Source organism: Streptomyces sp. ACA25 (assembly GCF_028200735.1).
In the GTDB taxonomy this organism is placed as follows: domain Bacteria; phylum Actinomycetota; class Actinomycetes; order Streptomycetales; family Streptomycetaceae; genus Streptomyces.
Genome location: NZ_JAQKPV010000003.1, coordinates 374,305 through 398,085, shown reverse-complemented (window position 1 = coordinate 398,085; position 23,781 = coordinate 374,305). Strand labels below are relative to the sequence as shown.

The following is a 23,781-nucleotide window of genomic DNA, read 5'->3' as shown; positions in this document are numbered from 1 at the left end:
GGCAGGTATCTGCTCGGCCCGCCGGCCTTTTCCGGCGCGTCCGACTCGCCCCCGCCGCTGAGGCATTGACGCCTCTGCCCGCAGGCTCCGGCCTCTTCTCCGGCGGTGCTCCCGCCCGGCCGTTTTGACCGGGGGCGCTTGGCCTGGGTACGCTCTGACCTTGTGCCTGGGGTGTCTCCTGCGCGCGTACACCCCGCTTCCGCGGGTGTGATCCGCGTTCGCCGGGACTCCGGAACCTGCATACGCTTCCACGCCTCGCGCGGGAGTGTGCAGCCTTCGACACACCCGACCGCGTGGGTCGGTGGAGTGGCTCAGGTTAGATGTATCGAGATCGGCACACAGAAACCGGAGAAACGGTGCCAACGATCCAGCAACTGGTCCGCAAGGGCCGCCAGGACAAGGTCGAGAAGAACAAGACGCCCGCGCTCGAGGGTTCTCCCCAGCGCCGTGGCGTCTGCACGCGTGTGTTCACGACCACCCCGAAGAAGCCGAACTCGGCCCTGCGTAAGGTCGCGCGTGTGCGTCTGACCAGCGGGATCGAGGTCACTGCTTACATTCCGGGTGAGGGCCACAACCTGCAGGAGCACTCCATCGTGCTCGTGCGTGGCGGCCGTGTGAAGGACCTTCCGGGTGTTCGCTACAAGATCATCCGTGGTTCCCTCGACACGCAGGGCGTCAAGAACCGCAAGCAGGCTCGCAGCCGCTACGGCGCCAAGAAGGAGAAGTAAGCATGCCTCGTAAGGGTCCTGCCCCGAAGCGCCCGGTCCACATCGATCCGGTCTACGGTTCTCCTCTTGTCACCTCGTTGATCAACAAGATCCTGCTGCACGGCAAGCGCTCCACCGCTGAGCGCATTGTCTACGGCGCCATGGAAGGCCTGCGGGAGAAGACCGGCAACGACCCGGTCATCACCCTCAAGCGCGCGCTGGAGAACGTGAAGCCGACCCTCGAGGTCCGCTCCCGCCGTGTGGGTGGCGCCACCTACCAGGTTCCGGTCGAGGTCCGCCCCGGCCGTTCCTCCACCCTCGCGCTGCGCTGGCTGGTGGGCTACTCCCGCGCCCGTCGCGAGAAGACCATGACCGAGCGCCTGATGAACGAGCTGCTCGACGCCTCCAACGGCCTCGGCGCCTCCGTCAAGAAGCGTGAGGACACGCACAAGATGGCCGAGTCCAACAAGGCGTTCGCGCACTACCGCTGGTAGTCGCGACACCTTCGAGACCGAGAGAAGACTGACAGCCTTATGGCTACCACTTCACTTGACCTGGCCAAGGTCCGCAACATCGGAATCATGGCCCACATTGACGCGGGCAAGACGACCACCACCGAGCGGATCCTGTACTACACGGGCGTCAGCTACAAGATCGGTGAGGTCCATGACGGCGCAGCCACCATGGACTGGATGGCGCAGGAGCAGGAGCGCGGCATCACGATCACGTCGGCCGCGACGACCTGCCACTGGCCGCTGGACGACATCGACCACACCATTAACATCATCGACACCCCGGGTCACGTCGACTTCACCGTCGAGGTGGAGCGTTCGCTGCGGGTGCTCGACGGAGCGGTGACGGTCTTCGACGGCGTCGCCGGTGTCGAGCCGCAGTCCGAGACGGTGTGGCGGCAGGCGGACCGGTACGGCGTACCCCGTATCTGTTTCGTCAACAAGCTGGACCGCACGGGCGCGGACTTCTTCCGCTGCGTCGACATGATCGTCGGGCGGCTGAACGCCACCCCGCTGGTCATGCAGCTCCCGATCGGCGCCGAAGCCGACTTCAAGGGCGTGGTGGACCTCGTCCAGATGAAGGCCCTGGTGTGGTCCGAGGACACCAAGCTCGGTGAGATGTACGACACCGTCGAGATCCCCGAGGACCTGCGGGCCGACGCCGACGAGTGGCGCGGCAAGCTGCTCGAGGCCGTCGCGGAGAACGACGAGGAGATGATGGAGCTGTACCTCGAGGGCCAGGAGCCCGCCGAGGAGCAGCTGCGTGCCGCGATCCGCCGGATCACCCTGGCGTCCACGGGCGCCGAGGGCACGACCACGGTCACCCCGGTGTTCTGCGGCACCGCGTTCAAGAACAAGGGCGTCCAGCCGCTGCTCGACTCCGTGGTGCGGTACCTGCCGTCGCCGCTGGACGTCGAGGCCATCGAGGGGCACTCCCCGAAGGACGCGGACGAGGTCATCATCCGCAAGCCGTCGGCGGACGAGCCGATGTCCGCGCTCGCCTTCAAGATTATGAGCGACCCGCACCTGGGCAAGCTCACCTTCATCCGGATCTACTCCGGGTTGCTGCAGACCGGCACCCAGGTGATGAACTCGGTGAAGGGCAAGAAGGAGCGCATCGGCAAGATCTACCGGATGCACGCGAACAAGCGTGAGGAGATCGAGAGCGTGGGTGCCGGCGACATCGTCGCCGTCATGGGTCTGAAGCAGACCACCACGGGCGAGACCCTCTGTGACGCGGGCAGTCAGGTGATCCTGGAGTCGATGGAGTTCCCGGCTCCGGTGATCGAGGTCGCCATCGAGCCCAAGTCGAAGGGCGACCAGGAGAAGCTGGGCATCGCCATCCAGCGGCTGGCCGAGGAGGACCCGTCCTTCCAGGTCAAGTCCGACGAGGAGACCGGCCAGACCATCATCTCGGGCATGGGCGAGCTGCACCTCGATGTGCTGGTCGACCGCATGAAGCGCGAGTTCAAGGTCGAGGCCAACGTCGGCAAGCCGCAGGTCGCCTACCGTGAGACGCTTCGCCGGAACGTCGACCGGGTCGACTACACCCACAAGAAGCAGACCGGTGGGTCCGGACAGTTCGCGAAGGTCCAGATCGCCATCGAGCCGCTCGAGGGTGACGGGTACGAGTTCGTCAACAAGGTCACCGGTGGCCGTATCCCGAGGGAGTACATTCCTTCGGTGGACGCCGGATGCCAGGAAGCGATGGACTTCGGCGTGCTCGCCGGGTACCCGCTGACCGGCGTCAAGGTGACCCTGCTCGACGGCGCCTACCATGACGTCGACTCCTCCGAGATGGCCTTCAAGATCGCCGGATCCATGGCGTTCAAGGAGGCTGCGAGGAAGGCCAGCCCGGCCATCCTCGAACCGCTGATGGCGGTGGAGGTCACCACGCCCGAGGACTACATGGGCGATGTGATCGGTGACATCAACTCCCGCCGTGGCCAGGTACAGGCCATGGAGGACCGGAGCGGTGCCAAGGTCGTCAAGGCCCTGGTCCCGCTGTCGGAGATGTTCGGTTACGTGGGTGACCTGCGCAGCAAGACCTCCGGTCGTGCGAGCTACAGCATGCAGTTCGATTCCTATGGCGAGGTTCCCAAGAGCGTCGCCGAAGAGATCATTGCGAAGGCCAAGGGCGAGTAACTCGGGTATCCCGGGATCTATCACCCCTTAAGCTGGAGCACCAGGCGTTCGGGGGCATTCCTCCCCGGTGAGCCGTCCGCACGTGATGCGGGCGACTCGCCGGGGGTGCCCCGGTCGCCCGCCCCCAAGCGAAACGGTCAAGGGCGTCCCCTAGGGGTCCTGGCCGGTTCTACAACCACCTGAACTCCTCCGCACACCGCGGAGGGCGTACAGCACCAGTCCACAGGAGGACCCCAGTGGCGAAGGCGAAGTTCGAGCGGACTAAGCCGCACGTCAACATCGGCACCATCGGTCACATCGACCACGGTAAGACGACTCTTACCGCGGCGATCACCAAGGTGCTGCACGACGCGTACCCCGACCTGAACGAGGCTTCGGCCTTCGACCAGATCGACAAGGCCCCGGAAGAGCGTCAGCGCGGTATTACGATCTCCATCGCGCATGTTGAGTACCAGACCGAGGGCCGTCACTACGCGCATGTCGACTGCCCCGGTCACGCGGACTACATCAAGAACATGATCACCGGTGCCGCCCAGATGGACGGCGCGATCCTGGTGGTCGCCGCGACCGACGGTCCGATGCCGCAGACCAAGGAGCACGTGCTCCTGGCCCGCCAGGTCGGCGTGCCGTACATCGTTGTCGCGCTGAACAAGGCCGACATGGTGGACGACGAGGAGATCATGGAGCTCGTCGAGCTCGAGGTCCGTGAGCTCCTCTCCGAGTACGAGTTCCCGGGCGACGAGCTCCCGGTCGTGAAGGTCTCGGCGCTCAAGGCGCTCGAGGGTGACGCGGAGTGGGGCAAGACCGTCCTCGACCTGATGAAGGCCGTCGACGAGTCGATCCCGCAGCCGGAGCGCGACGTCGAGAAGCCGTTCCTCATGCCCATCGAGGACGTCTTCACGATCACCGGTCGTGGCACCGTCGTCACCGGCCGTATCGAGCGCGGTGTTCTCAAGGTCAACGAGAACGTCGACATCATCGGTATCAAGGAGACCAAGACCTCCACCACGGTCACCGGTATCGAGATGTTCCGCAAGCTGCTCGACGAGGGCCAGGCCGGTGAGAACGTCGGTCTGCTCCTCCGTGGCATCAAGCGCGAGGATGTCGAGCGCGGCCAGGTCATCATCAAGCCGGGCTCCGTCACCCCGCACACCGAGTTCGAGGCTCAGGCCTACATCCTGTCGAAGGACGAGGGTGGCCGTCACACCCCCTTCTTCAACAACTACCGCCCGCAGTTCTACTTCCGTACCACGGACGTGACCGGCGTCGTGCACCTCCCCGAGGGCACCGAGATGGTCATGCCGGGCGACAACACCGAAATGCGCGTCGAGCTGATCCAGCCCGTCGCCATGGAGGAAGGCCTGAAGTTCGCCATCCGTGAGGGTGGCCGGACCGTGGGCGCCGGCCAGGTCACCAAGATCCTGACCTGATCCGCCGCTCCCCCGGAGCACCGCCGGCCCCGGCCGGTGCGGAAGGGCCCGTACGACCGCATCCTGCGGCCGTACGGGCCCTCTCGTCGTTCCGGAGCCACGCCGCTCCGGGTGGCATCTCATCGTTACGTATAGCTATCATCGTTCCATGACGATGAATAGGGCGGCGGGCGCGCCGCCGGCCGGCACCTCGTGCGGGGCGCCGTCGGCGGCGGTGGCCCTGTTCCGCTCCCTCGGCGACCCGGCCCGCCTCGCGATCCTGCTGCGCCTGGCCCGGGGCGAGGCCAGGGTCGTGGACCTGGTCGGCTGCGTGGGCCTGGCGCAGTCCACGGTCTCGGCGCACCTGTCCTGCCTGCGCGACTGCGGCCTGGTCGACTCCCGTCCGCAGGGCCGGGCCTCCTTGTACTTTCTGGCCCGTCCGGAACTGCTGGACCTGCTGGCCTCGGCCGAACAGTTGCTCACCGCGACCGGCGAGGCGGTTGACCTGTGCCCCGCCTACGGGGCGTCGGCGGCCCCGAAGGTCGAGGGGGGCGACCGATGAGCGACGCCTGCGGCTGCGGCGACGAGCAGCCGACCGTTGAGGGTGCGGAGCGGCGCGCGCCGGAGAAGCTGTGGGAGGTCGGTGAACTGCGGGCCGCCGCGGTGGCCGGCGTCCTGCTGCTGGCCGCGCTGACAGCGGGATGGACCGGCGCCTCCGGCACCGTGGTGACGGTGCTGAACGGGCTCGCCCTCGTGGTGGGTGCCTGGACCTTCGTTCCCGTCACGCTGCGCCGGCTGGCCAGGGGCAGGATCGGCGTCGGTACGCTGATGACGATCGCCGCCGTCGGCGCGGTCATCCTCGGCGAGGTCGGCGAGGCCGCCATGCTGGCCTTCCTCTACTCCATCAGCGAGGGCTTGGAGGAGTACTCCCTGGCCCGCACCCGCCGGGGACTGCGCGCTCTGCTGAACCTGGTCCCCGAGCAGGCGACCGTGGTGCGCGACGGTACCGAGCAGGCCGTCGCCCCGGCCGGGCTGCGCATCGGCGACACCATGGTGGTCAGGCCCGGTGAGCGGATCGCCACCGACGGCACCATCCGCGCCGGTCGCACCGCGTTGGACGTCTCCGCCATCACCGGCGAGTCCGTGCCGGTCGAGGCCGGTCCGGGCAGTGAGGTGTACGCGGGCGCGATCAACGGCACGGGCGTGCTGGAGGTCGAGGTCACCAGCACGGCCGAGGACAACTCCCTCGCCCGGATCGTGAGAATCGTGGAGGCCGAGCAGGCGCGCAAGGGCGCCGGCCAGCGGCTCGCCGACAGGATCGCCAAACCGCTGGTGCCCGGCATCATGGCCGTCGCCGTCCTGATCGCCCTGGTCGGCTCCCTGCTGGGGGACCCGTCCACCTGGATCGAGCGGGCGCTGGTCGTCCTGGTCGCCGCCTCCCCGTGTGCGCTGGCGATCTCCGTGCCCGTCACCGTGGTCGCCGCGATCGGCGCGGCCGGCAGGATGGGCGTCCTCGTCAAGGGGGGAGCCGCCCTCGAAGCTCTCGGCGCCGTACGTACCGTGGCGCTGGACAAGACCGGCACGCTCACCCGCAACCGGCCCGCCGTGGTCAGGGTCGCCACTGTGGACGGACACAGCCGCGACGAGGTGCTCGCCGTGGCCGCCGCTCTGGAGGCCCGCAGCGAACACCCCCTCGCCAAGGCCGTCCTGTCGGCCGCGCCCGAGGTGTCCGCCGCCACGGAGGTCGAAGCGGTCACCGGCGCCGGCCTCACCGGACGCCTGGACGGCCGCCCGGTCCGGCTCGGCCGGCCCGGCTGGATCGAGCCCGGCCCGCTGACCGAGGACATCACCGCGATGCAGGACGCGGGAGCGACGGCCGTCCTGGTCGAGAACGACGGACACGTGATCGGCGCCCTCGCGGTGCGCGACGAACTGCGCCCGGAGGCCCGTGAGGTCATCGACCGCCTTCACGCCCGCGGGTTGACGGTGGTGATGCTCACCGGCGACAACGAGCGCACTGCCAAGGCCCTCGCGGGCGAGGCCGGCATCGACCTTGTCCACGCGGACCTGCGCCCCGAGGACAAGGCGCGCCTCATCGGCGAACTGCGCAGCCGGCAGTTCACCGCGATGGTCGGCGACGGCATCAACGACGCCCCCGCCCTGGCCACCGCCGACCTCGGCGTCGCCATGGGCGCGTTGGGCGCCGATGTCGCCATCGAGACGGCCGACGTCGCCCTGATGGGCGAGGACCTGCGCCACCTGCCGCAGGCCCTGGAGCACGCCCGCCGGGCGCGGCGCATCATGCTGCAGAACCTCGGCCTGTCCCTCGCGGTCATCATCGGCCTGATGCCGCTCGCCCTGGCCGGCGTTCTCGGCCTTGCCGCCGTCGTCGCGGTCCACGAGCTCGCCGAGATCGTCATCATCGGCAACGGCGTCCGCGCCGGACGCACCAAGCCGCTGTCCCCGGCGCCCGCCCCGGTCCGGGGGAGCGCACCCGTGCCGGCCGAGGTCGCGGCGTGACGTCCAGCTGCCGCGAGGTCCGCCCGGCCGGCCGGAGGCCCCGGTTGCGGAACAGAAACAGTGGGCGGATCTCTTGCAAACGAAAACCGTTGTCATTATATGCTCGGGCTGTTGTCCCAGAGACACAGCTCGCGCCGGACCCGGTGGCTGAGCCCGTTACCGCTGCGCTGAACTCCGCGGCGACCAGGGAGCACGCGTGTACACCCAAGGACCGGCAGCCCCGGCGGACCGTCTCGAGAACGCCATGCGACAGGGGGCCGGCCCGGCTCTCTCCGGGGCCGACCCGCAGCGTCTGACGGCGCTCGCCGATGAACTCGACCGGGTCGCGCTGCTCTCCATGGCCCTGACGCTGCGCGGCCACGGGCTGTTCACCCGGGACGGCGCCGCCCACCGGTCCGACGACATCCTGTCCGCCCTGCGGGTGGCGTCCCGCCACCGCCGGGTGGTCCGCCGGTGGCTGGCCGCCCTGGTCCGGGCGGAGATGCTCACCGCATCGGCAGACGGCTCGTACACCGGGCTTGCCGCGGTGGACGCCGGGGATCTGGACCGGGCCGCGGCGGGCATGCACGAGGCGGGCCTTGCCCTCGGGCACGGCCCCGAGATGACGCGCTTCCTGCTGGACGCCGTCCGGTACCTCCCGCAGCTGCTGCGGGACGAAATAGCCCTGCAGACCCTGCTGTTCCCCGACGGCCGAATGGACACCGCGGACAGCACCTACCGCGAGAACACCATCAGCCGGTACGTGAACGCGATGGCCGCCGCCGCGCTGGCGGACTTCGCCGCCGGCCGTGACGCCCGGACCCCGCTGCGGGTGCTGGAGGTCGGTGCCGGGGTCGGCGGCACCACCACGGACCTGGTGGCCGCGCTCGCCCCGCACGCCGCAGGTCCGGGTGTCGATTACCTCTTCACCGATGTGTCGCGGTTCTTCTTCCTCGCCGCCCGGGAACGGCTGGCGGCCCTGCCCTGGATCCGGTACCGGCTGTTCGACATGAACGGCGACGCCGCCGCCCAGGGGTACGACCCGGCCTCCGCCGACGTGGTCGTGTGCGCCAACGTGCTGCACAACGCGCGGCACGTGGGGGAGGTACTGGCCGGGCTGCGGCGCCTGCTCACGCCCGGCGGCCTGCTCGTGGTGATCGAGACCTCCCGCGAGCACTGCCAGCTCATGACCTCGATGGAGTTCCTCATGTCGCCCGGACCACAGGAACCGGACCGGGACTTCGAGGACTTCCGGCGCGGACAGGACCGGATCTTCCTCACCCGGGAGGAGTGGCTCCGCGAGATCGCCGGCGCCGGCTTCGAGTCGGCCGTGTCCCTGCCCACTCCCGAGGAACCGATGGCCCGGCTCGGCCAGCACGTCCACGCGGCTTTCGCACCGACCGGTGGTCCAGCCGTCACCGGCGCCGCCCCCTCACCGGCCTGACCGCCACCTCCCCCCTTCTTCGTTTCCCTGTCACCACCCCAGCAGGAGCAGCCGCATGTCGTCCTCCCTTCCGCCCCGCCCAGCCGACGCCGTGCCGGAGGTGACCGGATGACCGGCCACGTCGCGGTGGTGGGCCTTGCCTGCCGCTTCCCGGGAGCACCCGACGCCGACGCCTTCTGGGACCTGCTGACCGAGGAACGCGAGGCCCTGACCCGCTTCACGGACGCGGAGCTCGCAGCCCGGGGCGTGCCCGTGGCCCTGCGCCGCAACCCGGCGTACGTGCCGGTCGGCGGGCTGCTGACCGACCAGGAGTCCTTCGACCCGGCCCCCTTCGGCATCGGCGAGGTCGAGGCCGAGCTGATGGACCCGCAGCAGCGCGTCTTCCTGGAAACCGCCTGGCACGCGCTGGAGCACGCGGGACACGGCGGCGTACGGGCGGCCGGCACCGTCGGCGTCTACGCAGGCGCCGCGCTCTCCGGGTACCTCGCCACCCACCTCGCCCACCGCTTCGACCCGCTGGGCGGCGCCGACCCGGTGGGGAGCCTGCAACTGCACACCGGGAACGTCGCCGACTACCTCCCGCTGCGCACCGCCCACCGGCTCGGCCTGACCGGCCCCGCGGTGGCGGTCGGCGCCACCTGTGCCACCTCTCTCGTCGCCGTGCACACCGCGGTGCAGGCCCTGCTGGCCGGGGAGTGCGACACCGCCCTCGCCGGAGGGGTGTCGCTGCGCGTACCGCAGGGCCTCGGCTACCTGCACGTCCCGGACGGGCCGTTCTCCGCGGACGGAAGCACCCGCCCGTACGCCCAGGACGCCCGGGGCACCGTGTTCACCCAGGGTGCCGGGGCAGTGGTGCTGCGCCGGCTCGAGGACGCGCTGGCGGACGGCGACACCGTGCACGCGGTGGTGCGCGGCTCCGCGGTCGCCAACGACGGGGCGGACCGGGCCGGGTTCACCGCGCCCTCCCCGCAGGGGCAGGCCCGGACGATCGCCGAGGCGCTCGCCGTCGCGGACCTCGGCCCCCGGGACATCGGATACATCGAGGGCCACGGCACCGGCACGCTGCTCGGCGACCCCATCGAGGTGCAGGCGCTGCGCCGGGTGTTCGGCCTCGCCCAGGAGCCCTGGTGCCTGCTCGGCTCGGTGAAGGGCAACATCGGGCACGCCGACTCGGCCGCCGGCATCGCGGGGTTCATCAAGGCCGTCCTGACGCTGCGGCACGGCACCGTACCGGCCAGCCTGCACGCCGGCACTCCCAACCCGGAGCTGGGGCTGGACGGATCCGCCTTCCGGATCGCCCGCCGCACGGAGGACTGGCACAGCCCGGGTCCGCGCCGGGCCGGGGTCAGCTCGTTCGGTATCGGCGGCACCAACTGCCACGTGGTGCTGGAGCAGGCGCCCGTCACCGCTCCCGTCGCGCAGGACGACCGGGCCCAGCTGCTCGTCGTCTCCGCGGCCACCGCCGCCGCGTGCCGCGCCACGGCCGGCCGGCTGGCCGACGCGATGCCCTCCGCTCCCGGCTCCGGCCTGGCCGACGCGGCGTACACCCTGGCCACCGGACGCGCCGGGCTGCCCGCACGGGCCGCTGTCGCCGTCGCGCCGGGTGAGGACGCCGCCGCAGCGCTACGGCGCGCGGCACCGGCGGTCGTCCCGGGAACCCCGCCCCGGGTGGTGCTCGCCTTCCCCGGCGGCGGCGCCCAGTACGCCGGCATGGCAGCGGACCTCTACCGCGAGGAACCGGCGTTCGCCGAGGTGGTGGACGAGCTGGCCGGGCTGTTCCGGCCGCTCATCGGCGCGGAGGTGCGGGACGTGCTGCTGGCCGACCCCGGTGACGCCGGGGCGCAGCGGCTGGCCCGCACCCCCGGCGTGGGCCTTCCCGCCCTGTTCACCGCCAGCGTGGCGACCGCCGAGCTGCTGGCGGCGCACGGGCTGGTGCCCGACGCGGTGCTCGGGCACAGCGTCGGCGAGTACGCCGCGGCCGTGGCCGCCGGTGTCCTGAGCCGCGCGGACGCCGCCCGGCTGGTGGCCGAACGCTCCGTCGGCATGGCGCACCTGCCGCCCGGCGGCATGCTCGCCGTCCCGCTGGGGGAGCGGGACGTGCGGACCCTGCTCGCCGGCCATCCTGACCTGGACGTGGCCGCGGTCAACGCCACCGACGCCTGCGCCGTGTCCGGGCCCGCGGAGGCCATCGGCCGGCTGCGCGAGGCGCTCACCGCGCGAGGGGTGACCGCCGAGCCGGTCGCGGTCGAGGTCGCCGCCCACTCCCGGCTCGTGGAGGCCGCGATGCCCGGGCTGCGGTCGGTGAGCGCGGGGTTGCGGCCCGCCGCGCCCCGGGTGCCGCTGGTGACCACCCTCACCGGAAAGGTGGCGACCGCGGAGGAGATCACTGACCCGGAGCACTGGGTGCGGCATCTGCGGGGCACCGTGCTGTTCGCCGACGCCCTGGAGACCGCGCTCGACGGCGGGCCCGCGGTGCTGGTCCAGGCGGGACCCGGCGGCATGCTCGCGGCGCTGGCCGCCCGGAAGGGCTCCACCACCGTTCCGGCAGCCGTCACCGTCTTCCCGCGAGCCGACGAGGGCGGGGACGGCCGGGCCGCGTTCCTGGCGGCGGTCGGCCGGCTGTGGGCCGCCGGGGTTCCGGTGGACCCGGCCGCGGGCCACCGGCCGGAGCGCCGGCGGCTGCCGCTGCCCGGGTACGCCTTCCAGCGCAGCCGCTTCTGGGTCGAGCCCGCGCCGCGCGCGGGCGGCCCCTCGGTGGGCCCGGCGCCCGCCGAACCCGACGCCACGCAGCCGTTGCAGCTGCCGGTGTGGCGCAGGCTGCCGCCCCTGCCGGGCCGGACGGGCACCGCCGGAGCGCCGGAAGCCGCAACCGGCCGCTGGCTGGTGCTCGGCGACGGCCCGTACGCCGCGCCGCTGCGTGCGGCGCTGCACGAGCGGGGGGCCGTCGCCCTGGACACGCCGCCCGCCGGTGACGGGTGGGCGGACCTCACAGCGGTGGTGTACTGCGCCTCCGCCCGGGACGGGTCCCCCGCTCAGGACAGTGCCGCGGTGCGCGACGAGATCCTCCGGCACGGACGGCTGGCCGCCGCCCTGCCTGCCGATCTCGCCGAGCGTTCGCTGCCCCTGCTGTACGTGACGGCCGGCGGGGAGCAGGTGACCGGCGCGGAGCACGTCGATCCGGTGGCCACCGCCGCGCGGGGCCTGCCGCGGGTGCTGGGCCAGGAGGCCCCCGCCGTGCGCTGGCGCTCGCTCGACCTGCCGCCGGGGCCGGCGGATCCCGCGCTCGTGGGCCGGATCCTCGCCGAGGCCGCGGACCTGAGCGCCACCGGGGAGCAGTCCGGGACGGCGTCGTGGGAGCTCGCCCTGCGCGGCGCGCACCGCTGGCTGCGGCAGTGGGAGCCCTGGCAGCCCGACGGTTCCCCGGCACTCCCGGAGCGGCCCGTCGTCGTGGTCACCGGCGGGCTGGGCAACGTCGGCCTCGCACTCGCCGGGCGGCTGTGCCGCGCACACGGCGCGCGGATGGTCCTGATCGGCCGCACCGGCCTGCCGGCGGCCGGTGCCGCCGACGCGGAGCCGCGGCTGCTGCACCGTGCCGAGACGGTACGGCGGCTGCGGGAGGAGGGTCATGACGTACGGGTCGAGGTGGCGGACGCCACCGACAGCGCGGAACTCATGGGCATCCTGGACGCCACGGCCCGCAGCCACGGCCGCGTCGACCTCGTCGTGCACGCCCCGGTCGTGGTGGAGCTCGCCGCACTGGCCGAGAGCGATGCCCAGGTCACCGACACCGTCCTCACCCCGAAGACCGCCGCCGCCCTCGCGCTGCACGAGGCGGTCAGTGCGCTGCCCGCCTCCGCGCGTCCCGGCACCGTGCTGCTGATGGCCTCCGCGGCGGCGACCATCGGCGGATTCGGACTCGGCGCGTACGTCGCCGCCAGCCGCTACCTGGGCGGTCTCGCCCACACCCTGGACCGTCCCGACGGCACGCGCTGGATGGCTGTCGACTGGGACCGCTGGCGGTTCGGTACCGACGAGGAGCGGGCCGTCGCGGCGGAGATCACCATGCGGAACGCGCTGGACGCCTCCGACGCCCTGGACGCGCTGCTCCGCACAGCCGGTCTGGCCCGTGACCCCGCCACCCCCTGCCACCTGGCGGTTTCCCCCGCCGAGCTGAACACCCGTTCCCTGGCGCTGGCCGCCCGCAGCGTGCGGACCGCGGAGGTGGGCGGCGACGCGCCCGCCACCGGGGCAGAACGGCTGGTGGCCGCCGTGTACGCCGAGGTTCTCGGCCGCCCGGTGAACAGCCGGGACGCCGACTTCTTCGCGCTCGGCGGACACTCGCTGCTCGCCACCCGCGTCCTGGCCCGGCTGCGGGACGAGCACGGCGTGCTGCTGCGCCTCCGCGACCTTCTCTCCCGTCCCACCGTCGGGGCGCTGGCGGAACTGCTGCCGGAGGACACCGGTACCGGCACCGCCGCCGGGGAGCGGTCCTCCCCGGCCGGGGCACCGCTCCGTCCCGCGACCGAGGAGGGTGCCCCGTTCCCGCTGACCCGCGTGCAGCACGCCTACCGGGTCGGCCGCTCCACCGCCCTGGACCTCGGCGGGGTGGGCTGCCACTTCTACCTCGAACACCACTGTTCCGACCTGGACCTGCCGCGGTACCAGCAGGCGTGGAACGCGGTGATCGCGCGGCACGGCATGCTCCGCGCGGTGATCACCCCGGAGGGGACGAATCTCGTTCTCCCCGAGGTGCCCGCGTACCGCATTCCCTTCACCGACCTGTCCGCCCGCACCCCCGCCGAGGCGCAGGAGCAGCTCGCCGCACTGCGGGACAGGCTCTCCCGGCGGGTCGCCGTCCCCGACCGGTGGCCGCTGATCGAGGTGCACGCGGTCCGGCTCCCGGAGGGGTGGCGGGTGCTGCTCTCGGTCGACGTCCTGGTCTGCGACTCCGCCAGCTACCTGCTGGTCGACCGGGAGCTCCGGGCCCTGTACGAGGACCCGGAGGCGGAACTGCCGCCCGTCGGCTGCACGTTCGCCGACTGCGTGGATGCTCTCGCCGAACGCCGGGACGGCCCGGCGTACGAGCGGGCCGCCGCCTACTGGCGCGGCCGGGCGGACACCCTTCCCGGGCCGCCCGCGCTGCCGGTCCGTGAACAGCGGGACGCCCCCCGGTTCGGGCGGCGCCGTCACGTGCTCGACGCCGGCCGGTGGCAGGCCCTGCGGGAGCGGGCCGCCGGTCTCGGCGCCACCCCGACCGCCGTGCTGCTCACCGTCTACGCCGACGTGCTCGCCGCCTGGTCCGCGGACCGGCACTTCGCGCTGACCCTGACCGTCTTCGACCGGCCCCCGGTGCACCCGGACGTCGACCGGGTGGTCGGCGAGTTCTCCTCCCTGCTGCTGCACGAGGTCGACCGGCGGGCGGACGTCCCCTTCGCCGAGCGGGTGCAGGCCGCGCAACGGCAGCTGTTCGAGGACCTCGACCACCGCGAGTTCTCCGGCCTGGAGATGCTGGCCGAGCAGGCGTCCCGCACCGGGGTCCAGCGGAATGTTCCGGTGGTGTTCACGGGCATGCTGGGCCTCGACCGCTTCGGCGGGGACGGGGGCCCGCACGACCACGAGTGGCTGGGCCCCGTCGTCCACGGGGTCAGCCAGACCCCGCAGGTATGGCTGGACCACCAGGCGTACGAGCACCGGGGCGACCTGGTTCTGCAGTGGGACGTCGCGGAGAACGTGCTCGACCCGCAGGAAGCGGACGCGGCTTTCGCCGCCTCCACGGCCTGGCTGGAGGATCTCGCGGCGCGGCCCGAGCTCTGGGAGGCCCCCGGAGCCGGCCCGCGGCTCACCGCCGGGGCGGAAGGCGGGACGGAACCGGCCGCGTCGCCGGCCGCCGCCCCCGGTACCGACGGGCAGCCGGACGACACGGTGCCGGAGACCCTGCGCGCGGTCTGGGCGGAGCTGCTCGACCTGGAGCCCGCGGCGATCCCGGCCGACGCCACCTTCCTCAGCCTGGGCGGTGACTCGCTGCTCGCGGTACGGATGGCCGCGCTGGTGCGGCAGCGGCTCGACGTCGTGCTCGCCCTGCCGGAAGTGCGCTCCGACCTGACGCTCAGCCATCTGACCGGCCTTGTCCGTGGGCGCGGCACGGGCGCGCCGGGCCCCCGGGCGCTGCCCCTCCGGGTCGGGCGCCGGAGTGCACCGGAGGAGCCGTTCGCGCTCCTGCCGCTGCAGCAGGCGTACTTCGTCGGACAGCAGGGCGGCTGGGAGCTGTCCTACGACTCGGTGCACTACTACACCGACGTCGGCCTGCACGGAGTGGACGCGGACACCGCTCCCGCCGCGCTCACCGACGCACTGCGGCGGCTCGTCTCGGCGCAGCCCATGCTGCGGGCGCGGGTGCTGCCCGACGGGCGGCAGCGCATCCTGCCGGCGCACGACCCGGCCGCGCAGGAGCTTCCGCTCGACCTCACCGACCTGCGGGACCGCACCGAGCCGGAGGCCGAGGCGGAGCTGGCACGAGTCCGGGAACGCATCAGCGCCACCGGCCCCGACCCGGTTCACGGCCCGGGCTTCGCGGTGCGGCTCACCCTGCTTCCCGGGGGCCGGGGGCGGCTCCACATCGCCTTCAGCCTCATGGTGGCCGACGGCTGGTCGGCGCAGCTCTTCGCCCGCCGGCTGCTCTCCTACGCCGCCGACCCCAACGCGGTCCTCGCCCCGCTCACCATTGACTTCGGCGACTACGTGGCGGCCATGGAGGAGGCCCGGGAGACGGAGGCCTGGCAGGCGGACCGGGACTGGTGGTGGGAGCGGCTGGACGCCCTGCCCGCCGCTCCGCCGCTGCCGCTGCTCGCCGACCCGGGAGCGGTCACGGCCGCGGGGATGACGGGCCGGGAGGCGCGGCTGCCCGCGGAGCGCTGGGAGGCGCTGCGTGCGGAGTGCGCCGCCCACGGCCTGACGCCGTCCGCGGTGCTCGCCGCCGTCTACGCGGTCGCCGTGGCGCGGCTGTCGCAGACGCCGCGGTTCGTCCTCAACACCCTCCAGTCGAACCGTCATCCGCTGCACCCGGACGTGGACCGGATGATCGGTGCCTTCTCCTCGACGGCGCTGGTCCCGGTGGACCTGACGGGGGACGCGGGGTTCGCGGAGCTCGCCGGGCGGGTGCAGGAGCAGATCACCGGCTCGCTGTCGCACAGCCTGGTCACCGGTGTGGAGGTGGCCCGGGAACTGGCCCGCCGCAGCGGCAGCCGGCGTCCGGTGGCGCCCGTGGTGTTCCAGAGCACCCTGGGTCTGGGGGCCGCCCTCGGCGGAGACCTGGACCCGGTCGCGGGGCCGCTGGGCACCGTGGACGAGGCCGATCACCACCAGCGGATCCGCACCCCGCAGGTGGTGCTCGAACTGCGGCTCTACGAGGTGCAGGGCGAGCTGCTACTGGCGCTGGCCTCGGTGGACGAGCTGTTCCGGCCGGGAGACCTGGACCGGCTGTTCGACGAGGTGGTGCGGACCACGGGGCGGCTGGCCGACGGTTCCGGCTGGCAGGAGCGGGCCGGCCTGCCGTCCGCGGTGCCGGCGGCCCCGGCCCCGCAGCTGACCGCCGCCGCGGGCGGGCCGGCCGGTCACCAGCCCGGTGCCCCGCGCGACGGCCTCGAGCGGAGCGTCGCCGGATGCTGGGCGGAGATCCTGGGCGTCCCGGCGGAGGAGATCGACCGCGCCGCCGACTTCTTCAGCCTGGGCGGCGACTCGCTGCTGGCCGTGCGGATGCTCACCCGGTGGGCGAAGGAGCAGGGCGGCTCCCTCGCTCCGCGGGAGTTCCTCGCGGACCCGAGCGTCGCCGGATTCGCCGCCGCGCTGGTGGCTGCGGACGCTCGCGCGGAGCCGGAGCCGGAGCCGGAGCCGGAGCCGGGGGAGCGGGCCGCGCGGGAGGAGCCCTCGCCGTCCGCGGGGCCCCTGCCGCGGGAGGAGGTCCCTCCGTCGGAGATCGCGATACCGCTCCGTGACGGCAGCGGGCCGCCCCTCTTCCTCCTCCACCCGTCCGGCGGGGACGTGCTCTGCTACGTGGAACTGGCCCGGCGGCTCTCCGCTCCCCATCCGCTGATCGCGCTCGCCGACCCCGGTCTGTCCGGGTATCCGGGGCAGGAGGACATCGCCGGCATGGTCCGGCAGTACGCCGCGGTCGTGCGTCACCATCAGCCGCACGGCCCCTACCTGCTGGGCGGTTGGTCGATGGGCGGCACCGTCGCCCACGAACTCGCCCGCTTCCTCCGCGAGGAAGGGGAACAGGTCGCCCTGCTGGTGATGATCGACTCCAACAGCCCGGACCGGATCACGGCCCTGGAGGGGCTCGACCGGCAGCGCACCACCCGGGAGGTACGGCTGCGCTACCTGCGTTCGCTGGAGGCCTACCTCGATCTCGACCTCGGCGCCCACGGCGCCGACGGGGACCCGGACATGCTGGAGCGCGCGTTGCGCGACCAGCGCCTGCTCGGCCCCGGGGAGGCTTTGAGCGAACGGACCGAGGTCTTCGCCCGGCACCTGCGCGGCCTCGCCGCCCACCGGGCCGGCCCGCTCGACGGGACCGTGCCGGTACTGCTGCTCAGGGCCGCCCTCACCTCGCCGCGCAACGGCCGGATCGGCATGGGCGTCGACGACGCCTTCGACGACGAGGCGCTGGGCTGGCGTCCGCATGTCCACGGGCACCTGGACATCCATCCGGTGGCCGGACACCACTACGCCATGCTCCGCGACCCGGCCGTGGCCGACATCGCCGCCCACCTCGACCGCGCCCTGGCGGCCTGCGCTCCCGCAGCCGCCCCCCGTACCGACCACCGCACGGAAGCAGAGAACGACATGAACGCTCACCAGCCCGCCGCCTCGCCCACCCCGGGAGACCCCCGGTGAACGGATATCTCCCGCACCGCCGGCAGGTCCTGCTGTCCGCGCTCGCGCTCACCGGTGGCGCCGCCCTCACCGCCTGCGGCCAGGACGGCTCGGGCAGCCCGGAGAAGAGCCCGGCCGCCACGCCGGCCGGGGAGCCGACGCCCGGTGGTGTCCTGCGGTACGGCACCGTCGCCGCCGGCGGCGGGTCCGCGGCGACCGACCCGCACGGCATCCTGTTCAACCAGTCGGACTGGATCCGGCTGGCCGCCCTCTACGACGTGCTCGTGGCGCCCGCCGGGAAGGGCGGGGTGGAGCCGCGGCTGGCGCTGTCCTGGGAGGCCGAGGAGAACGCGACCCGCTGGCGGTTCCGGCTGCGTGACGACGCCCGGTTCACCGACGGCAGCCCGGTGCGGGCGGCCGACGTGCTCCACTCGATGAAGCGCATGGCCGAACAGTCCATGATGAACGGCGACCGGCTCGGCACCGTGGACATCGAGGGCTGCGCGGCCGAGGACGACCACACGCTGCTGGTCACCACCAGCGAGCCGGACGCGGAGCTGCCCCGCACCCTGGCCGGGGTGGTGTTCGTGGTCCCGGAAGGCACCGAGGACTTCGACGAGCCGGTGGGTTCGGGCCCCTTCCGCCTCACCGCCCTCGGCGGGCAGAGCGCCACGCTGGCCCGCAACGACGACTGGTGGGGCGAACCCCCGCACCTCGACGGGCTGGAGATCCGCGGCTTCGCCGACCCGCAGGCACTCGCCGCGGCGGTCACCTCCGGGGAGATCGACGTGGCGAGCGACGTGGCGCCGGCCGCCGCCAGGACCGCGGACCAGGACGACCGGCTGGGCGTGCTCAGCCGCTCCGCCGCCAACGGCTACCCGCTGCTGATGCGGCTGGACCAGGCGCCGTTCGACCAGGAGAAGGTCCGGCAGGCGGTGAAGCTCGCCGTCGACCGGCAGGCCCTGGTGGACGCCGTGTTCCTCGGCTACGGCACCCCCGGCAACGACGCGCCGTGCGCCGACGACCCGTCGTATCCCGACAGCCTGCAGCCGCCGGAGCGGGACCTGGACGCCGCCCGTGCCCTGCTGGCGGAGGCCGGGCACCCCGACGGCCTCGACGTGGAGCTGCACACCACGACCGCCTACCCGGCGATGTCCACCGCGGCGGCCCTGCTCGAGCGGCAGCTCGGCGAAGCCGGCCTGCACGTCACGGTCCGCGAGCACCCGCCGGAGACCTACTGGAGCGAGGTCTACCTGCAGGAGCCGCTGTGCACCGGGGTGTACGCGGGGGTCGGGTTCCCGACCTGGGCGCGGCAGACCGCCCTGTCCTCGTCCGCCTACAACGAGACGGGCCGGCGTGACGAGGCGTTCGACGAGGCCTTCGCCTCCGCCATGGCGGAGGAGGACGAGGACCGGCGGGTCGAGCAGGTCACCGCCCTGCAGGAAGAGATCGCCACCGAGGGCGGCCTGGTGGCCTGGGGCGCGGGGGACGGCCTCGACGTGCACGACGCCCGGGTGCACGGCCTGCCCGACGGCACCGGCTATGCCCGGATGCTGCTCGACCGCGTGTGGCTGGAGCAGTGACGGGCGGCCGGATCCCCGGCGATCCGGAGGATCCGGCCGGCAGCACCGGGCCCGGTGGGGTGGCCAAGGCCGTCCCCCCGGGCCCGGCGACGGGGGCGCACCGGCTGCCCCGGGCGCTGGTGTCGCACGGTCTGCGCTGGTCCGCCGTGCTGTTCGTGGTGTGCGTGGTGGTCTTCGCGGTGACGTCGCTGCTGCCCGGGGACGCGGCCACCGCCGTGGCGGGCGCGCAGGCGGACCCCGAGCGGCTGGCCCGGCTCCGCGCCGAGGCGGGTCTCGACCGGCCGGCCTGGCAGCGCTTCGCCGACTGGCTCGGCGGACTGGCCCGCGGCGACCTCGGCCAGTCCCTGGTGGACGGCCGGCCGGTGGGCGCCCTGCTGCGCGACCGGCTCGCCGCTTCCCTGCTGATCGCCGTGCCCTCCTGGGTACTCGCCCTGCTCCTCGGCACCACGGCGGCGGTCCTGATCGCCCAGGCCCCCGCCGCACGGCGGAGCCGGGCCGGCGCGGCGGTCGCCGCGGCGGCGGCGGCCGTACCGGACACCGCCCTGGTCGTGCTGCTGGTCATGCTGCTCTCGGTGGCTCTGGGGTGGCTTCCCGCCGTTTCCCTCGTGCCGGTGGGCGGCTCGGGCTGGGACCGGCCGGAGATCCTCCTGCTGCCCGTGATCGCCCTGACCCTGCCCGCCGCCGCCTGGACCACCCGCATGCTCATGGGGCCGGCCGCGGACATCTTCCGGCGGAGGTTCGTCCGGGACGCGCTGCTGCGGGGCGTACCCCCGGCGCGCTGCGTCCGCCGCCATGTCCTGCCCCATCTCGCGGCGCCGCTCGGACAGGCCGCGGCGGTGCTGGCCGGCGCGCTGCTGGCCGGGACGGCGGTGGTGGAGTCGCTGCTGGGCTACCCGGGCCTGGGCCAGCAGCTCGCCACGTCGGTCGCCGCCCGGGACGTGCCCGTCGTCCAGGGCACGGCCCTGCTGCTCGCCGCCGTCGTGCTGACCGCCGTGACCGGGGCCGACGCGCTCGCCGCCCGCGCCGCCCGCCGGGCCGGGGCGGCCCGGTGAGCCCGCCCGGAACCCGGCCACGCCCCGCCGCACGCAAACCCCGGCGCGCACCGTGGGCAACGTCTTGTGAGGCGGCCGCCCTGCTGCTCCTGCTGGCCGCCGTCCTCGCCGGACCCCTGCTCGCACCCGGGGACCCCGCGCAACCTCAGGGCCTGCCGTGGAGCCCGCCGGACGGCGGGCACTGGCTGGGCACCGATGTGCTCGGGCGGGACGTGCTCTCCCGGCTGGTGGCCGGCGGATCGGGCCTGCTGGCCGTCGCGCTGCCCGCCGGGCTGGCCGCGAGCGCCCTGGGCACCGCCGCCGGCCTGGCCGCCACCCGGCACGCACGGACCGCGCGGGTGGTGCTGCGCGGCGGGGCCGGGCTGCTCGCCGTTCCCGGGCTCCTCGTCGTCCTGGTGTGCGCGCTCGCCTTCGACGCGCGGACCGCTGTGCTCGCCGGGATGCTGCTCGTCGGCACCCCGCTGTCCGCCCGGGTGGTGTACGCCACCGCGGCCCCACTGGCCCGGGCCGGTTTCGTCCAGGCAGCCGTGGTGCGGGGTGAGGGTCCGGTGGCGATCGCGGTGCGCGAACTGCTGCCCGCGGTCAGCGGCACCGTCCTGGCCGACGCCGGCCTCCGGGTCGTGGGGGCACTGCAACTCACCGCCGCGGTCAGCGTGCTCGGCCTCGGCCCGCAGCCGCCGGCCACCGACTGGGCTCTGATGATCAAGGAGAACCTGCCCGCCGTGTCCCTCAACCCCGCCGCGGCCCTGGCCCCCGCGCTGGCGCTCGCGCTGCTCGCCACCACGATCGCCGTCGGCCTCGACCTCCTGGCCCGGCGGCTGTCCCCGGAGACCGGCCGGTGACGCCCGTGCTGGAGATCGACGACGTCGAGTTGTGGGACTCCCCGCGCGGCACCCGGCTGCCCTGCCCCCGGTTCACGCTGGCGGCGGGGGAGGCGGTGGTGCTCGCCGGACCCTCCGGTGCCGGCAAGACCACCGTTCTGCACCTGCTGCTCGCGGAGCCGCGCGCGGGGGTCGAGGTCGTGGCCGGCGCGGTCCGGTGGGAGGGCACCCCGCTGCCCCCGGCCGGCACCCGGGCGGCCCGGCGCTGGCGGAGCCGCCACGTCGGCTACCTCGCCCAGGATCCCGCCGGAACCCTCGACCCGCTGCGCCGGGCCGGCCGCGCGGTCGCCGAAGGGCTGCCGCCCGGCACGCGTCGCCGCGACCGGGCCCGGCGCAGCGCCGAACTGCTGACCCGGCTGGGCCTGCCCGAGGACGCGGCGCGCCGCCTGCCGCACCAGCTGTCCGGGGGCCAGGCCCAGCGGGTGGCCCTGGCCCGCGCGGTCGCCGGCCGGCCCCGCCTGCTCCTGCTGGACGAGCCGACCAGTGGGCTCGACGAGGTCAGCGCCCGGCTGGTGGCCGCGGAACTCGGGCGCCATCTGGCGCGCGGCGGCGTCGCGGTGGTGGTCAGTCACGACCGGGACTGGGCGGCCGGGCTGGGGCACCGGGTCGTGGAACTGCGCGCCGCCCCCGGGGGCGGCGCGGACCCCGTAGCCGTCCTCCGGAACGCCACGGCCCTGCCGCAGGGCACCGCCGGCGGCGCGGCGGGGGCCCCGCCCCGTCGGCCGGCCGCTCCCCGGCCGACCCGGACCGGACCCGTCGGCGACCCGGCCGTCGAGGTGCCGCCCCCGGGCGCGCCCGGGGAGGACGGCACGGTGCTGCGGACCCACGACCTGACCATCGGCCCGCCGGGCGGTTCGGGGGAGCCGTTGCTGTCCGGGGTCGGACTCGTCCTCCGGCGCGGGGAGCTGGTGGCCCTCCTCGGCCCTTCCGGGTCGGGCAAGAGCACCCTGCTGAAGACCCTGGCCGGGCTGCACCCGCCGGCCGCCGGCCGTGCCCTGCTGCACGGCACCGAACTGGCCATGGCCGGCCCGGACGGCAGGCCTGCCGCCCGGGACCGTGCGACCCGGGCGGCCGTGCAACTGCTGGGGCAGGACCCGGACGCCGAGCTCAACCCCGCTCACCGGCTGCTCGGGGCGGTCGCCCGGCCCGTCCGCGTGCTGCGCGGGGCTTCCCGGCAGGAGGCCCGGCAGGTGGCGGCCGGGCTGCTGGCCGAGGTGGGGCTGGACAGCGCGGTGACGGGCCGCCGCCCGGGGGCCTGCTCCGGAGGGCAGCGTCAGCGCGCGGCGCTCGCCCGGTCGCTGGCCGCCGAACCGGCGGTGCTGCTCGCCGACGAGCCGACCTCCGCGCTGGACGCGGCGACGGCCGCCGCGCTGCTGGACGCGCTCGACCGGCGCCGCGCACTGGGCACCGCGGTGCTGATGGTGACGCACGACGTGGCGGTCGCGGCCCGCGCCGACCGGGTGCACGTGCTGGACGGCGGCACGTTCACGGCCCGGATCCCCGGCCCGGCCCCGTACCCCGGCGCGGCCGTCCCCGCCCGGCAACCGTTCCCCGGACGTACCGGGTTCGAGGAGGAGAAGGCGTAATGCGTTGCGAGGATCTGTGGATCACCGGCACCGGCAGTGTGCTCGGGGACCTGGTGCCGGTGGCCGAGGCGGTGGCCGACGGCCGGTACGCTCCCGCCGACGCGGCGGAGGCCGGCCTGGTGTCGGTGTCGCACTGCGAGGAGCCGGCGCCGGAGCTCGCCGTCCGGGCTGGACGGGCCGCCCTGCGCGCGTCCGGCGAAGCTGCCCCCCGGATCGCGCTGCACCTGCACGGCGCCTGCTGGTTCCAGGGGCTGGACATGTGGTCGGCGGCCTGCCGGGTGGCCGACGAAGTGCTCGGCGGGGCCCCGCTGCCGGGGCTCTCGGTCCAGGTGTCCGCCCTGTCCAACGGGTCACTCGCCTGCCTCGAACTGGCGGCCGGCCTGCTGGCCGGGCGCCCCGATGTGCCGGCCGCGCTGGTCACCGCGGCCGACCGCTTCCACCCGGCCGGACTCGACCGCTGGAACTTCGACTCCGGGGTGGTGCTGGGCGACGGTGCCGGAGCCGCCGTACTGACCAGGGGCACCGGGCCGGGGTCCGTGGAACCGGGGGCGGCAGGTGCCCGGCTGCGTCTGCTGAGCTGCGCCTCTTGGAGCGATCCCGGGCTGGAGGGACTTCAGCGCGGCACCACCCCGCCGTCCGACCGGCCCGGCGCCGACCCCCGTCCGCTGGTCGTGCGCGAGCGGGCCCGGCAGTTCTTCAGCCTCGGCCCGCACACCCCCGCCTCGGTGCTTCACCGCCATGTCGAGGGTGTCCACCGGGTGGTCACCACGGCGCTGCGGGACGCCGGGAGCACGGTCGACGACCTGCGGTGGGTCGTCACCCCGTTCGTCGGTCAGGCGGTGTTCCGGGCCGGCTACGCCGACGTGCTCGGGCTCGACCACCGGCGCACCCTGCACGAGTTCGGCCGGCGCGTCGGCCATCTCGGTTCCGCCGACCAACTGGTGGGCCTGGACCACCTGGTGCGCGGCGGGGAGTTGCGGCCGGGTGACCGGATCTGCCTGATCGGGGTGGGCGCCGGGTTCACCTTCAGCGCCGCCGTCCTCGAAGCGGCCTGAGCCCGCGGGGGGCTGCCGGGGCCGGCAGCCCCCCGCA

The 23,781-nt window shown here is 74.1% G+C and carries 13 protein-coding genes; all 13 read left to right on the top strand.

Annotation, left to right across the window (positions count from 1 at the left end):
• Nucleotides 1–356: 356 nt before the first annotated feature.
• The 13 genes from rpsL to PJ985_RS07900 all read left to right on the top strand — a co-directional run bounded on the left by rpsL (nucleotide 357) and on the right by PJ985_RS07900 (nucleotide 23,744).
• Nucleotides 357–728 carry a 30S ribosomal protein S12 gene (gene rpsL / locus PJ985_RS07960; RefSeq protein WP_003948652.1) on the top strand — a complete coding sequence of 124 codons (372 nt, stop codon included), beginning with the start codon at nucleotides 357–359 and terminating at the stop codon, nucleotides 726–728.
• Nucleotides 729–730: 2 nt separating this feature from the next.
• Nucleotides 731–1,201 (top strand): 30S ribosomal protein S7, encoded by a 471-nt coding sequence (gene rpsG, locus PJ985_RS07955; RefSeq protein WP_271682871.1) that lies wholly within the window; start codon nucleotides 731–733, stop codon nucleotides 1,199–1,201.
• 39 nt (nucleotides 1,202–1,240) lie between these two features.
• Nucleotides 1,241–3,364 carry an elongation factor G gene (gene fusA, locus PJ985_RS07950; protein ID WP_271682870.1) on the top strand — a complete coding sequence of 708 codons (2,124 nt, stop codon included), beginning with the start codon at nucleotides 1,241–1,243 and terminating at the stop codon, nucleotides 3,362–3,364.
• Between the two features lie 236 nt (nucleotides 3,365–3,600).
• Nucleotides 3,601–4,794 (top strand): elongation factor Tu, encoded by a 1,194-nt coding sequence (gene tuf / locus PJ985_RS07945; RefSeq protein WP_271682869.1) that lies wholly within the window; start codon nucleotides 3,601–3,603, stop codon nucleotides 4,792–4,794.
• Between the two features lie 148 nt (nucleotides 4,795–4,942).
• Entirely contained in the window at nucleotides 4,943–5,335 is a 393-nt protein-coding gene (locus tag PJ985_RS07940) for an ArsR/SmtB family transcription factor (protein ID WP_271682868.1), read from the top strand.
• Nucleotides 5,332–7,293, top strand: a complete 1,962-nt coding sequence (locus tag PJ985_RS07935; RefSeq protein WP_271682867.1) for a heavy metal translocating P-type ATPase — start codon at nucleotides 5,332–5,334, stop codon at nucleotides 7,291–7,293. The genes PJ985_RS07940 and PJ985_RS07935 overlap by 4 nt, the downstream gene beginning before the upstream one ends.
• A gap of 196 nt (nucleotides 7,294–7,489) precedes the next feature.
• Nucleotides 7,490–8,716 (top strand): class I SAM-dependent methyltransferase, encoded by a 1,227-nt coding sequence (locus PJ985_RS07930; RefSeq protein ID WP_271682866.1) that lies wholly within the window; start codon nucleotides 7,490–7,492, stop codon nucleotides 8,714–8,716.
• Between the two features lie 108 nt (nucleotides 8,717–8,824).
• A complete protein-coding gene (locus PJ985_RS07925) occupies nucleotides 8,825–17,608 on the top strand; it encodes a type I polyketide synthase (RefSeq protein WP_271682865.1) in 8,784 nt (2,927 codons plus the stop codon).
• Entirely contained in the window at nucleotides 17,605–19,170 is a 1,566-nt protein-coding gene (locus tag PJ985_RS07920) for an ABC transporter substrate-binding protein (RefSeq protein ID WP_271682864.1), read from the top strand. Before PJ985_RS07925 ends, PJ985_RS07920 begins: the two co-directional genes overlap by 4 nt.
• The gene (locus tag PJ985_RS07915; protein ID WP_271682863.1) at nucleotides 19,155–20,222 is read left to right on the top strand and encodes an ABC transporter permease; all 1,068 of its coding nucleotides are present in this window, start codon (nucleotides 19,155–19,157) and stop codon (nucleotides 20,220–20,222) included. Before PJ985_RS07920 ends, PJ985_RS07915 begins: the two co-directional genes overlap by 16 nt.
• Complete coding sequence (locus PJ985_RS07910) at nucleotides 20,219–21,064, top strand: ABC transporter permease (RefSeq protein WP_271682862.1); 846 nt, start codon at nucleotides 20,219–20,221, stop codon at nucleotides 21,062–21,064. Before PJ985_RS07915 ends, PJ985_RS07910 begins: the two co-directional genes overlap by 4 nt.
• Nucleotides 21,061–22,689, top strand: coding sequence for an ABC transporter ATP-binding protein (locus tag PJ985_RS07905; RefSeq protein WP_271682861.1), 1,629 nt, complete (start codon nucleotides 21,061–21,063; stop codon nucleotides 22,687–22,689). Before PJ985_RS07910 ends, PJ985_RS07905 begins: the two co-directional genes overlap by 4 nt.
• The gene (locus PJ985_RS07900) at nucleotides 22,689–23,744 is read left to right on the top strand and encodes a ketoacyl-ACP synthase III family protein (RefSeq protein WP_271682860.1); all 1,056 of its coding nucleotides are present in this window, start codon (nucleotides 22,689–22,691) and stop codon (nucleotides 23,742–23,744) included. The genes PJ985_RS07905 and PJ985_RS07900 overlap by 1 nt, the downstream gene beginning before the upstream one ends.
• Nucleotides 23,745–23,781: the final 37 nt, after the last annotated feature.